This window comes from Dyadobacter sp. HNCC25DJ183 (genome assembly GCF_056895175.1).
On sequence record NZ_JBXHAP010000003.1, the window covers coordinates 1 to 12,892 of the forward strand.

The following is a 12,892-nucleotide window of genomic DNA, read 5'->3' on the forward strand; positions in this document are numbered from 1 at the left end:
AGAAAGCCTTTTAGCTTTTGATGAAGGATATCGACCGATAATTTTCTGCCCGAATAATTCAAACGAAAGAGGGTGCCCCGGTTTTAAATTGAGACACCCTCTTTTATAAACGCTGACCGGCTACCGGCTTAGAGTGTTCTCTTTACTTCACGCAGCTCGAAGCTCTCGATGATATCGCCGATTTCGATGTCGTTATAGTTTTTGACACTCAAACCACATTCGTAACCATTTCTCACTTCCTGAACATCGTCTTTGTAACGTTTCAAAGAGTCGATCTCACCTGTGTAAAGAACGATACCGTCGCGGATTACGCGGATCTTATTACTGCGTTTCACATATCCGTCAGTTACGTAGCAACCTGCAATCGTACCTACGCGGCTAATTTTGAATACTTCACGAATTTCGATGTTACCAGTGATAATCTCTTCGATAGTTGGAGCGAGCATACCTGTCATCGCATCCTTAATCTCATCGATAGCCTGGTAAATCACAGAGTAGTGACGAATTTCGATCTGATCCTGCTCGGCCATTTTCTTCGCATTTGAAGAAGGTCTTACCTGGAATCCGACGATAATCGCATCCGAAGCAATCGCAAGGTTCACATCTGACTCAGAAATCTGACCAACCGCTTTGTGGATAATGTTAACCTGAACTTCCGAAGTAGAAAGTTGCAGCAGTGAATCGGAAAGTGCTTCAACAGAACCATCCACGTCACCTTTTACAATCAGGTTCAATTCACGGAAGCTGCCAATTGCCTTACGACGGCCAATTTCTTCAAGCGTAATGTGCTTGCGGGTCCGGATGGATTGCTCGCGCTGGATTTGCTCACGCTTGGTAGCAATGTCGCGGGCGTCGCGCTCATTCTCGAATACATTGAACCTGTCACCAGCTTGCGGTGCTCCGTTAAGTCCAAGAAGCTGCACCGGTGTGGAAGGTCCGGCGGTTTTCAACCTTTTACCAAGGTAATCCGTCATTGCCTTCACTTTACCATAATGCGAGCCTGCAAGAACCACATCGCCCACTTTCAATGTACCTGTCTGAACAAGGATAGTAGTTACATAACCACGTCCTTTATCAAGAGATGCTTCCACTACCGTTCCGACAGCTCTGCGGTTTGGATTAGCTTTCAATTCCAGAAGCTCTGCTTCCAGCAATACTTTTTCAAGCAACTCGTCGATACCCAATCCAGATTTGGATGAGATTTCCTGGGTCTGGTATTTACCACCCCATTCTTCAACAAGCAAGTTCATATTAGCGAGCTCCTCACGAATTTTCTCGGTATTGGCTCCCGGTTTATCTACTTTACTGAATGCAAATACGATTGGTGCACCTGCTACCTGGGCGTGATTGATTGCTTCACGTGTTTGAGGCATTACGCTGTCGTCAGCTGCAATCACAATGATAACAACATCCGTTACGTTCGCGCCACGGGCACGCATCGCTGTAAATGCTTCGTGACCTGGTGTATCGAGGAAGGTAACCTGTTTCCCGGTCTTTGTTTTTACACTATATGCTCCAATGTGCTGGGTAATACCTCCGGCTTCACCGCTCGCTACGTTCTCCTGACGGATATAGTCAAGCAGCGATGTTTTACCGTGGTCAACGTGACCCATAATTGTAACAATTGGTGCTCTTTCAACCAAGCTTTCTTCATCATCAACTTCTTCCTGAACATCGTTCTGAACCTCTTCCTCCGCAGAGATGAATGCAACTTCAAAGCCAAATTCATCAGCGATAAAAGTAATTGCTTCCGCATCCAGACGCTGGTTGATCGAAACGAACATACCCATGCTCATACAAACCGAAATAACTTCCTGAACTGTAACGTCCATCAATGAAGCCAAATCGTTTGCGGAAACGAATTCCGTTACGCGCAATACTTTTGTTTCCTCATCACCGAAGCCATTTGCATCGTTTTGGTCTGCTCTGTCACGGCGACGGCCGCCTTTTCCACCACGTGCCATATTTCTGGTGTTCCCACCGCCCATACGCGCCATTGTGGCTTTGATATTATCTGAAACCTCCTTATCAGAAACTTCTTCGCGCCTGCCACCTCTACGGTTATTGCCGGCTCCGCTTCTGTTGTTGGTGTTTGTATTGTTATTTGGTCTTGCATTTGCCTGGCCTGTTCCCGGTGCGGTTGTACCTGTTGCCGGTGTGCCCGGACGTGCTGTATTCGATGCACTTCCTTCACGTGGTCTGCCGGTGGTAGCGTCACTTGCAGCAGGTGTTGCCGGTTTGTTATCTCCTGGCACGGCAGCTCCGTCACGGATCCGCTTTCTCTTTCTGCGACGCTTTTTGTCAGCAGCAGTGTCGCTGGATGCAACAGGATCTTTCTTTTTCGCTTTATCAGAAGGAAGCTCAATCTTTCCAACTACACGCAATCCGCGCAGCTGTTCTCCGCGTGCTTCAATCAGCTCAGACCCCGCTGGCTCACTTTCAGCAGCTGCAACCGGAGCGGCAGGTGCTGGTTTGGCAGCTTCAACAGGTTCCGCGCCTGGTGCGGGTTCAGCCGCCGCAGGAGCAGATTCCTTTTCTGGTGCAGCTGCTTTCACAGTCTCAACAGGTTCAGGCGTTTTCTCTTGTTTAGGCTGTTGCGGCTCTTCAGATTTTTCAGCCACAGCTGCTGCCGGAGCAGGCTCTTCCTTAGGTTGCGCTGCCACAGGTGCGGGCGCAGTTTCCGGCTCCTTCACAGGTGCCGGAGCAGGTTGAGTTTCTTTGGCTACGGGCGCCGGCGCTGGTTCAGCTGCAGGTTTTTGTTCTTGTACCGGTGCGGGTGCTGCTTGTGCAGGTGCCTGACGTTTCTGGTCCAGATCAATTTTCCCAACTACCTTAATTCCCGGCAGGCGGTTTTCAAAAGCGGGCTGAGCCGCGGCAGGAGCTTGTGGCTCTTCTACCGGCTTTTCCTCTGCCTTCTGCGCATTGCGGAAATACAAGATTCCGTCAACATCGCTTTTAACTTTATCCTCTTTTATTTCAACAGGAGCCTCTTGCGGCGCAGCAGGTTTCTGAGACAATGACGAACGCAGGTCATCGGATTTGAAATCTTTCGCCAGAAACTCAATTTGGTCGGAATTAATTTTGGTATTCGGGTTTGTTTCCACCTTATACCCTTTGGCAGACAGATGATCCACGATCGTAGTTATTCCCACGTTCAGGATCCGTGCCACTTGGCTAAGGCGCATCATTTTATCTTCTGCCATATTAGCAATTAATAGAAAAAAAGTTTTGCATTGTGGCAGTTTCAATCACAGCGATTGATGCCGCCAATTTTTATTATTCAAATTCTTTACGAAGGATTTCCAGTACTTCTTCCACCGTAGCTTCTTCGAGATCAGTTCTTCTTACAAGTTCTTCTCTGCTCAGGGCAAGTACGCTTTTGGCTGTATCCAAACCGATCTTGTGCAGCTCGCTGATGATCCATTCATCGATCTCATCAGAGAATTCAGTCAGGTCAACGTCTTCATCATTTTGTTCTTCAACATCCCGGAACACGTCAATTTCCATTCCAACCAGCTTACCTGCCAGCTTAATGTTCTGACCGCCTTTACCGATCGCAAGCGAAACCTGGTCAGGTTTCAGGAACACCGAAACGCGTTTCGCATCCCTGTCAATCTGCATAGAGCTCACTTTCGCGGGACTTAATGCTCTGCTGATCAACAATTCAAGGTTGTCAGTATAGTTGATTACATCTATGTTCTCGTTTCCAAGTTCACGTACAATCGAATGGATCCTCGATCCTTTCATACCTACGCAGGCACCAACCGGATCGATTCTGTCATCATAAGATTCTACCGCTACTTTCGCGCGCTCACCTGGTTCACGAACTACTCTTCTTACGGAAATGATACCATCATAGATTTCAGGTATTTCTACTTCAAAAAGCCTTTCCAGGAACACTGGTGACGTTCTTGACAAGGTAATTTTAGGAGAACCGTTGTTCATCTCTACCTTGTGTATTACTGCTTTGACAGACTCTCCTTTACGGAACCGGTCTTTCGAAATCTGCTCATTGCGGGGCAGGGAAAGCTCATTTCCTTCCGAGTCCATGATAATTACCTCGTGGCGTAGCGTCTGATACACTTCCCCGGTAATCATTTCACCAACCTGATCCTTATATTTCTCGAACATGATTTCTTTTTCCATGTCCTTGATCTTTTGGATCAAAGTTTGACGGGCAGTTTGAACGAGCCTGCGGCCGAATTCTACCAGCTTTACTTCTTCTGCAACTTCTTCGCCCACTTCAAAGTCACTCTGAATCCTGCGTGCTTCTGCAAGTGGTATTTTATTGTAATCCCAGATATCCTCCGAATTGTCGTCAACGATTTCGCGGGTACGCCACATTTCAAGGTCACCGCTTTCCGGGTTGATAATCACATCGAAATTATCGTCTGTACCATATTTTTTACGAATCATCGTACGAAAAACCTCTTCTAAAACACTGATCATCGTCGGGCGATCGATGTTTTTAGAGTTTGCAAACTCCGCGAATGATTCAATTAATATTCCGCTATCCATTGCTTATTTAAAGAATATTTGCTGATACTAAGTTATACATATTATGTCATTGATTACAAGCCAGCTCCGGCATTCGGGCCTGTAAATCTATTTAAATGAAATTTCAACCAGTGCCTTTGAAATGTCGCTCAGGGCGATGTTCCGGACCAGCTCGCCGGGTTCAACAGGAACCTTTGACTTTTTCTTCGGCAGCGGCAGCTCAATTGTGATGTCCTGCTCGTTTACCTCAGTCAGCTTACCGGTTATTGCCTCACCTGTTTTCAAAGTGACTTTCAGGTTTCTGCCAATATTTTTGGTGTATTGACGAGGCAGGATCAATGGATGATCCAGGCCAGGTGAAGAAACTTCGAGTGTGTAGGCCTCAGTAATGAGATCCAGCTCTTCTAGCTGCTTGGCCAGCTGACGGCTGATAGAGGTGCATTGCTGGATAGTAATGCCCTGGTCACTGTCAACAAGTATCGTTATTTTTTGGCTAAGCTTGGAAGGTTTGTTGATGATGTCAACCAAATAACAATCACCTTTTTCCAGCAGAGGAGCCAGTAAGACTTCTAAATGTTCCTTTATTGTCATGAAAGACCTTAATGCAAATAAAAAAGGGGATTAATGTCCCCCTCAATCAATCGATCAAAATAGAATTGGATGCAAATATATAACTATTTTATCACAACTACAACTGACAGCAACTCTTCAAAATTGATATACAGTGCCTATTTTTGTGAAAATTCGATTTTGTAATGAGAGGGTTGTCAAAGTTTTTGTGGTTTCTATATAAGTGTTTTGTTTTCTACACCTTCCTTGTTTATGGATTGATTTTGTGGACTCCTTTTGACGGTTGGCTTGCCGGCTTTATGATGATGTCTTTTCCGGTCTTGATGATCGTGCACATCGTTTCTGTGCCTGTCTGGTTTTTGATGGATAGAAAGAAGGCGCTCCTGCCAATTGCCGCTGTTGCAGTCGGCTGTATTTTCCTGCCGCGCACTTTTGCATTTGGTAGTGAGGACACTGCAGAAGTTACCAGGCAAAAAACCTTCAAGGTCCTCGGCTACAATGCGCACACATTCATGCTCAACGGGGATCGGCGTAATCCGGAAACGAAGGAACAAATCGCAAGCATGAAGGAATGGATCGCTTCCACCAATGCGGATATCCTGTGCATACCTGAATTCTACGATGAAGATGTCAAGCTGTTCCGCACCACTGAGTATTTCAGCAAGCAAGGATACCGCCACTCCATCAAGTTTGAGAAAACCAGAAAGCGGGACAAAAGCCGGTATTTAGGTCTCGCGCTATTTTCAAAATATCCCATCATCAGCCAGCGTGATACTATTTTTGAGGAGCAAAATGGAATGATCCAGGCAGATATCAAGGTAGGTCAGGACACAGTGAGGATAATTGCGCTCCATTTGTATTCAATGACTTTGAATCTCAGCAGGCTGGCACATCAAAAGAAGGTGGAAGGGATGATGAGAGAAGGCAAGTTTACTGTTGGGAAAATGAAAGACGGGTTCAAAAAGCGGTCGGAAGAGTTGGTAGCTTTACAGTCCTGGGCGCACGATTCACCCTATCCCGTAGTAATTTGCGGCGATTTCAATGAGATTCCATATGGATATGTATATGGGAAATTGCGCAAAGATCTTGCAAATGCATTTGAAGAAAAGGGGAGTGGTTTTGGCTTCACTTTCAATCACATTCCATACTTCATCCGCATCGATCACCAGTTTTATGACGCTGGCAGGCTGGATCTCCTCAATTTTACCACACATAGGAACATCAAGTATTCAGACCATTATCCTATTTCAGGCACTTACAGGTTCACCGACCGATAATTTCCAACCGATACGCTTCCTGGATTCAAGAGCAGCCCGCATTTGGGGGAGCTGCATTGCCCATTCTTCTTCTCACAACCCGCCATTTAGGTAAGGCAATGCAGGTGCTATGCAACGTCTTTAGTGCCCCACAGCCACATTCACCTCATTTTCCCTCAAAAAAGCCTTCGCACCTGATACCCGGTACAGTATTTGCTATGGTCGCGTGCATTCATCAACTTAAATCATGGGGAATATGGAAAAACAAACCAACAACGATTAGGGTATTATACTGATATATACCCAGTCACCTTACACGCTCTGCCACGCATTTCTGGCACAGTGCCTTTTTCCGGCACACACCAACTATTTTCTTAAGCTATTTAAATCCTGAAGAGTTATGCAGATCCAATTACCGAGTAACCTGGTTTGTTTTTCCCATTTACGCTGGGATTTTGTTTATCAACGCCCCCAACACCTCATGAGCAGATTCGCCACTGAATCTGAAGTATATTATGTAGAAGAGCCGATTTTTGAAAAAGATGTTGTTCCCGCGATGGTAGTCAGCAGGAGGTTGGAACATCTTTGGGTTTGTGTACCCCACTTACCGCACGGACTGAGCGCTGAGCAAATCAATTTCAACATCCATAAGCTGCTGGTTTCAATGCTGGCAGACGTCGATATGTCAGATTGTATTTTCTGGTATTACACGCCCATGGCGCTGAAATTTTCAGCCGACTTCGATCCCGCCTGCATTGTTTACGATTGTATGGATGAGCTGTCTGCATTCAAATTTGCACCGGCGGAATTGCGGCAGCTTGAAAAAGACCTGTTCGATTCAGCTTCTGTGGTATTCACAGGAGGGCAGTCGCTGTACGAAGCCAAGCAGCATCAGCACGACAACATTCATCCATTCCCAAGCAGCATTGACAAGCAACATTTTCTGCAAGCACGGGAGGAATGTGAGTGCCCGGCTGATCAGGCTTCTATCGAAGGATTTAAGCTGGGCTTCTATGGGGTGATCGATGAAAGATTCGACACAGACCTGATTGCCCAGATTGCCACAATGCGCCCTGAATGGCAGATTGTATTGATTGGTCCGGTCGTTAAAATAGATCCTGCCATGTTGCCGAGAAATCCCAATATCCATTACCTCGGATCAAAGAGCTACGAAATGCTGCCCAAATACCTGGCTGGCTGGGATGTAGCCTTGATCCCTTTTCTGCTGAATGAATCGACCGTTTTTATAAGTCCGACAAAAACACCTGAGTACCTGACCGCAGGCAAGCCGGTAGTTTCAACTGCTATACGCGATGTGATCTCAGGATATGGAGTAAATGGTGCAGTGTCCATTGCCAGAAATGCAGGGGAGTTTGTACAGGTTATTGACGGGCATGTTGCCCAGCTTCCAGGAGCAGACTGGCTCAAATTCGTGGATGGTCTGCTGGAAGACAATTCCTGGGACAATACATTCAAGCAAATGAAAGAGTTGATTATCGAAAGTGCAAAATCAACGGAGATCATCGAGCTTTACAGTTCGAAACTTCCGGTGCAGAAGACTGTCTGAAACTGGGCGTAGCATTAGTACTTTACGCCCAGGCTGTCCAGCTCTTTAAGTGAAATAGTAGGTGGGAAAATGCCCTGATCAAGCTTTTGAGTGACCAGGGTACCCGTTTTTTTTGCAAGCTCTTCGGAGCGGAATCCGTTGTTACCGGGCACTCCCGGGATTGTTGCCTGCTCGATCACAGGAATTGTATCCTGATAAATCCGGTAAGCCCAGCCGGTCTCTTTCTGAAAGGTTTCGACCCTGAAAGGAGACCGGCCTTCGCCGGTGAAGCTGCTGCCTTTTTTTGAGAAAAGCAGGTAAGCTGCAACAGCGAAGGCCAGCAAACAAATTATTGTAATGATACTAGTTTTCTTCCTGATCACTGGTTATCGTCATCATTTTTAGCGGCAGTAGGATCAAATGCCCAGAAATCATCTCCTCCTCCTGTACCAGATGAACTTCCTGTTCCGAAGTAAATCAGATTACCAATTGAAAAACCTGCGGCATATCCTCTTCCCTGGCCTTCAAACTTTGCTCTCTCAACCCAGCCGTTAGATCCCGGAGTGAATTCCCAAACATCTGATTTGCCATCTCCACCGATAATGTAAGCCTTGTCTCCAAGCGCAAGTGCAATCGCATTGAATCTAGGTTCGAAGTTCTCTTTCACGTCATCATTCGGGAAATCAACGCGTGTCCATCCGCCTTTTCCGCTGCCAGCAGCAGGGTCAAAGCTGTAAATGTCGTTTGTTGCAACTGAAGAATTGCTTCTTCCGCAACCTACGTAACCTTTTCCGCCAATTGTGAATGCGAATGCACCTGCGCGTTTACCGCCGATGAAAGTCGCCATTTCAGTCCATTTATCAGTGGTTGGATTGTATTCGTAAAAATCCTGGTAGTAGTTGCTTCCATTGTAGCCCAACCCAACATAGCCTTTATTATTAACTACGAAAGATGTCGCATACTGGCGCGTTCCGGGGAAGTCAGCAATTCCTTTCCACTTGTTTGTAGCAGGATCGAATTGGTAGAAATCTTTTTTATAACCGTTGTCAATTGTTGTTACGTTGTCATAACCTGTACCAACATATGCTTTTCCGTCAATCACGAATGCAGTTGCATCATTGCGGCCTGTTCCTGGAAAGGGAGCTACCTGCGACCAAATTTTATCAGAGGCATCGAACGCCCAGAAATCCTTAACCCTCGCAACTGTCTCATTCGTGTAGCCTGTTCCCACGTAACCAACATCACCAATCACGAAACTTACAGACCTGGTCCTCGCCGAGCCACCGAAGCTGGGAAGGTCTTTACGGAACCAGTTTCCCTGTAAATCTGCCTCCGGATCATCATCCTTACAGCTGATCTGAGCAAATGCAAGTGAAGCAACTAGAATGGCTAACGAAGTCTTTTTTAAAGTATTAAACATGAAAAAATATAGTTTGACGAATTGTTACAAATGAATACTGATAAAATCTTTCAGGGCTGAGTGCCTGCGCGGATAAAGGTGTTTTTACACAAATTTTTTGCAAACATAATATCTTCAACCTGCTAAGTAAAAATAATAGGGTCTTTTTTGTCCAAAACTTTACCGGTCAGTTACTTTTAACGCAGATACGTTCAGGAATGTTGCCAGCCTCGTTCTGCGGCTTTCTTGTGACAACTTTTATGCGCATTTAGTTGAAATAGCTTTAACTGAAATCGCGTTTGTAATTAGGTCTGCCACTTTTTTGCCGGCCTTGGCGTATAGATCAAAAAGCCCTTCGAAAAGCAATACGTACTGCTCCGCTTGTTTGTTGCAAGTCACGGTCACTTTTGATAACGGCTGCTAATTGTCACACGCATATTGTAAATAAGCTTACATATGGTAGTTTTGCATTTTTTACTGTCTTGCTCTCAATGAAATTCAAGTCTGGTTATTTAAAAGGATTCTTTAAGGCCTCTCCACTGCTATTTATATTGGGAATGTCTGCTTCCATGATTGCCTGCGATCCCACAGGTGATGAAATCGGAGCATTGGTACAGCCCGACCCTGACGATTTTACCGTTGGTTTTACTGATACCGCGAGGGTGCAGCTTTCTACTGTTATTACTGATTCTGTGATGACTGGTTCGGCCGGCCGCATGCTGGTAGGACGGTTTACTGATCCTTATTTTGGGAAGTTGCAAGCCGCCAGCTTTTTCCGTCCTGCAATTAACAACGGACTGAATCTGGCTCAGGAGGCCGTTTATGATTCGTTGGTGCTATCCATGTATTATGATACTTATACATACGGTGATACCACCAAGCCGATGAACCTGAGTATTCACAAATTGCAATCAGATATCGCTGACAAAGGCGTTTATTTCAGTACAAACAGCACTCCTTACGATGCCGTGCCACTGGGTAAGGTGAAGCTTGCACCCCGGCCATTAACGAGCAAGAGATTGGTAATCAAGCTGTCGGATGTATTAGGAAATGATATTTTTTCCAAAGCCAAAGCCAATTTGATACCTTCCAACACGGAATGGATGAATCTGGTAAAAGGATTATTGATCAGAGGAGCTGCGAATGATGAAGGAGCGATCGTAGGTTTCAGGTCAGATAGCGCGGCGGTGAATATGTATTTCCATACGTCACAGGTGGATGGAATAAAGCGAGATTCAGTGGTGATACGGAACTCCGGGATTTACAATCAGGTACTTAGCGATAGGACAGGCACACAGATTGCCAACCTTCCTGTTACTAAAAGAATTTCATACCCTACTTCCCAGACTGGTAACAATGCATTTATACAAGCTGGCACGGGTATCATGACGCGCATTGATTTGCCGACGGTTCGTGACTTGCGAAATCAACAGTACATAGCGGCAAACCGGGCATTCCTGAGAATTACCCCGAAAAGATTTTCGGTGACTGACCAGTTTAAAGCGCCGCCTACACTGTACGCATATCGCGTTGACAGAAACAATGAGTTCTATCTCATATCCTCAGGTGAGGCCGGAGGCTTTCCACTACCGCTCTACACACTAGCTACAGCCAACCAACGGCCTGTTCCTGTCGCGGCACCGTACATTACCGATTTGTTTACCAACAAGCAGTATTATCTCCTGGATATCAGCTCGTATGTGACCGAGCTGTTAACCAGCGAAACAGGAGATATCGGCTCACTTGTGCTGCGCACCTCCCCATTTAATGAGCGGGCCAACCCTGCTTATCCGGCTGAAAATACTGAATTTACAAACTCATTCAATCGGTTGATTTTTGGAGATCAGCAAAGCGATGAGCCAGGCGTGAAACTGGAACTGTACTTCACCAAGATCACACCTTAATTGTTATAGTACTTAATAAGAAAGCCTTGCTGATCAATGTATTAGCAAGGCTTTTTTATTGACAGTTGTCTCAATTCAAGGCTCTATATTAAGCGCTTTGATTTCGGCCTTATACTTCTCAGGCAGGATCAGCGCTTTTAAGAGCCAATCCATTTTCAGGCTTCTGCTTACCTGATATAAACCTAACAGCGGGCTTAACAACGAGAATTTTCTGAATGCAAGGAGCTCCTTAACCCGCGGGGGAACTACTAGGGTTTGTGCTTCTAACAGGATTCTGTAACGGACGCTACCCAGGTGTTTTTTGTATTGCTTGAATAAATCATTCGTATAGTGGCTGTGCGCCAGGTTTCGTGATAAATGTTCCTGTCGCATTCGCTGCCATTCTTCAAAACTGAGCGGTAGCGCTTGTACACCCATTCGGCTCCCCACTTTGTAAAAAACATCAAAAACTTCCTGCTTTTCAACGATGGTTAGCTTCCGTTCCAGCACCTCGAAAGATCGGATCGAGTAGTCAATGAGCATGAACAGCACATCCCGATAAGCCCACTCGGGAATACTTTGGCCTCGTTTTGCTTCTACGCCCGCATGTATCGCCGCCATGGTGTCAATGGCGCGATATGCGGATTCTTTTTCAGAAAAGACAATTTTACGCGCATAAGAAACAGTGGAGAAGAGTCTTCCCAGCGGATCAGACGGAAGACGGTTTGTAAAGTACAGCCAGTCCACCGCCTTGCTGAGCGCGAATTCAGCCGCTGCGCCGGCGAAAATGAAGAGGATAGTGTCGCTCTTTCCCCATATTTGTCGCACAATCGAGTGCTTTTCAACAAAATAGTCCATACCTGTAAAACGGAAAAACCTGCCGGAAGTATCTCACATCCATTTGATAATGAGATTAAAGTCTGGTCTGGTTATTTAAATAAAACCACGCTGCTCAGCGCGAGCGTATCAGGGAAGCAAATTTACCTTCAACGCCCAACGGGCAACCAATCAGCTATGGAAATTACATCAGATTCTTCGTGGGCAAATGCACGTGACCAAGCCGCACTCAGCGGCTTTTTCGAAGAATACAGAGTTAGAAGCGCCGAAATTGAAGCATTATTATCATTAATTCAAAAACAACCTGCTCTGCAGCACGGTACCTATCACTGGCGTGCCATTTCCGAAGATGGAACAGACTTCCGGCTCTCTGGATTGTCAGACGAGCAGGATACCTGTGTACTGGCCTGGTCGCGAATTTTCGAAGCAAGTGAGATCCTGTGCGTCATTAACTTACACCGTAGGAAAGAAGCTGTCGTATACGTGACGGTCGACGATGGGCTGCATGCTTCCGGTACCAGGATGAACCGTATGCTTGGGCCCGGCTCCATTCCCGGCGAGTTGAATGTAGAAGACCGGAATGGGAAGTCCATCAGACTTACAATCCCGCCACGCGGTCTTGTGATGTATGGATAGGCCTTAGTTGAGTTGGCACAATTCAGCAATACAGGGATATGCTCCTTGAAACCGCATACAAATTTATCACTACCCGGGTGAATGGAATTAACCAGCTAGTCGAACAAAAATCTTAGTTGTGTGAGGTGAGTGATGCGCCACCAGTTGCGAGGGAAATCCGACAATTGGTGGCCTTTTTTATACTACAAATCCCGCCTTCTTCAACCTGTGCAATGCTTTCTACAACTATTTGCAATAGCGGGCCAATATCTTACAGTGAATGAGGTGT

General features: G+C 46.0%; 10 protein-coding genes. 4 read left to right on the forward strand and 6 right to left on the reverse strand.

Features of this window, described 5'->3' with window-relative positions:
• Window positions 1–128 precede the first annotated feature (128 nt).
• The 3 genes from infB to AC1XTG_RS07515 form a co-directional block, all read right to left on the reverse strand.
• Entirely contained in the window at window positions 129–3,203 is a 3,075-nt protein-coding gene (gene infB, locus AC1XTG_RS07505) for a translation initiation factor IF-2 (RefSeq protein WP_056290432.1), read from the reverse strand.
• A 73-nt stretch (window positions 3,204–3,276) separates the two neighbouring features.
• Window positions 3,277–4,518, reverse strand: coding sequence for a transcription termination factor NusA (gene nusA / locus AC1XTG_RS07510; protein WP_056290429.1), 1,242 nt, complete (start codon window positions 4,516–4,518; stop codon window positions 3,277–3,279).
• An 87-nt stretch (window positions 4,519–4,605) separates the two neighbouring features.
• Window positions 4,606–5,088, reverse strand: coding sequence for a ribosome maturation factor RimP (locus AC1XTG_RS07515; RefSeq protein WP_484841524.1), 483 nt, complete (start codon window positions 5,086–5,088; stop codon window positions 4,606–4,608).
• Between the two features lie 278 nt (window positions 5,089–5,366).
• Here AC1XTG_RS07515 and AC1XTG_RS07520 point away from each other — a divergent pair, with 278 nt between their 5' ends.
• Together AC1XTG_RS07520 and AC1XTG_RS07525 are read left to right on the forward strand one after the other, a co-directional pair.
• Complete coding sequence (locus AC1XTG_RS07520; RefSeq protein WP_484841525.1) at window positions 5,367–6,344, forward strand: endonuclease/exonuclease/phosphatase family protein; 978 nt, start codon at window positions 5,367–5,369, stop codon at window positions 6,342–6,344.
• Window positions 6,345–6,804: 460 nt separating this feature from the next.
• Window positions 6,805–7,890, forward strand: a complete 1,086-nt coding sequence (locus AC1XTG_RS07525) for a glycosyltransferase (RefSeq protein WP_484841526.1) — start codon at window positions 6,805–6,807, stop codon at window positions 7,888–7,890.
• A gap of 14 nt (window positions 7,891–7,904) precedes the next feature.
• Here AC1XTG_RS07525 and AC1XTG_RS07530 read toward each other — a convergent pair whose 3' ends face one another.
• Both AC1XTG_RS07530 and AC1XTG_RS07535 read right to left on the reverse strand, forming a co-directional pair.
• The gene (locus AC1XTG_RS07530; RefSeq protein WP_484841527.1) at window positions 7,905–8,213 is read right to left on the reverse strand and encodes a DUF4907 domain-containing protein; all 309 of its coding nucleotides are present in this window, start codon (window positions 8,211–8,213) and stop codon (window positions 7,905–7,907) included.
• Between the two features lie 35 nt (window positions 8,214–8,248).
• Window positions 8,249–9,289, reverse strand: coding sequence for a Kelch repeat-containing protein (locus AC1XTG_RS07535; RefSeq protein WP_484841528.1), 1,041 nt, complete (start codon window positions 9,287–9,289; stop codon window positions 8,249–8,251).
• 470 nt (window positions 9,290–9,759) lie between these two features.
• Here AC1XTG_RS07535 and AC1XTG_RS07540 point away from each other — a divergent pair, with 470 nt between their 5' ends.
• Complete coding sequence (locus AC1XTG_RS07540; protein ID WP_484841529.1) at window positions 9,760–11,172, forward strand: DUF4270 family protein; 1,413 nt, start codon at window positions 9,760–9,762, stop codon at window positions 11,170–11,172.
• Between the two features lie 75 nt (window positions 11,173–11,247).
• On the opposite strand, the gene AC1XTG_RS07545 is transcribed toward AC1XTG_RS07540, so the two are convergent.
• Complete coding sequence (locus tag AC1XTG_RS07545; RefSeq protein ID WP_484841530.1) at window positions 11,248–12,009, reverse strand: oxygenase MpaB family protein; 762 nt, start codon at window positions 12,007–12,009, stop codon at window positions 11,248–11,250.
• A 156-nt stretch (window positions 12,010–12,165) separates the two neighbouring features.
• Between AC1XTG_RS07545 and AC1XTG_RS07550 the strand changes: the two genes are divergently transcribed.
• Window positions 12,166–12,624 carry an alpha amylase C-terminal domain-containing protein gene (locus tag AC1XTG_RS07550; RefSeq protein ID WP_157474893.1) on the forward strand — a complete coding sequence of 153 codons (459 nt, stop codon included), beginning with the start codon at window positions 12,166–12,168 and terminating at the stop codon, window positions 12,622–12,624.
• Window positions 12,625–12,892 lie beyond the last annotated feature (268 nt).

What these genes read in the sequence shown, in the direction of transcription:
- nusA (WP_056290429.1), bottom strand. Translation starts at nt 4,518, where the DNA reads ATGGATAGCGGAATATTAATTGAATCATTCGCGGAGTTTGCAAACTCT.
- AC1XTG_RS07535 (WP_484841528.1), bottom strand. Translation starts at nt 9,289, where the DNA reads ATGTTTAATACTTTAAAAAAGACTTCGTTAGCCATTCTAGTTGCTTCA.
- AC1XTG_RS07545 (WP_484841530.1), bottom strand. Translation starts at nt 12,009, where the DNA reads ATGGACTATTTTGTTGAAAAGCACTCGATTGTGCGACAAATATGGGGA.
- AC1XTG_RS07525 (WP_484841526.1), top strand. Translation starts at nt 6,805, where the DNA reads ATGAGCAGATTCGCCACTGAATCTGAAGTATATTATGTAGAAGAGCCG.
- AC1XTG_RS07515 (WP_484841524.1), bottom strand. Translation starts at nt 5,088, where the DNA reads ATGACAATAAAGGAACATTTAGAAGTCTTACTGGCTCCTCTGCTGGAA.
- AC1XTG_RS07540 (WP_484841529.1), top strand. Translation starts at nt 9,760, where the DNA reads ATGAAATTCAAGTCTGGTTATTTAAAAGGATTCTTTAAGGCCTCTCCA.
- infB (WP_056290432.1), bottom strand. Translation starts at nt 3,203, where the DNA reads ATGGCAGAAGATAAAATGATGCGCCTTAGCCAAGTGGCACGGATCCTG.
- AC1XTG_RS07520 (WP_484841525.1), top strand. Translation starts at nt 5,367, where the DNA reads ATGATGATGTCTTTTCCGGTCTTGATGATCGTGCACATCGTTTCTGTG.
- AC1XTG_RS07550 (WP_157474893.1), top strand. Translation starts at nt 12,166, where the DNA reads ATGGAAATTACATCAGATTCTTCGTGGGCAAATGCACGTGACCAAGCC.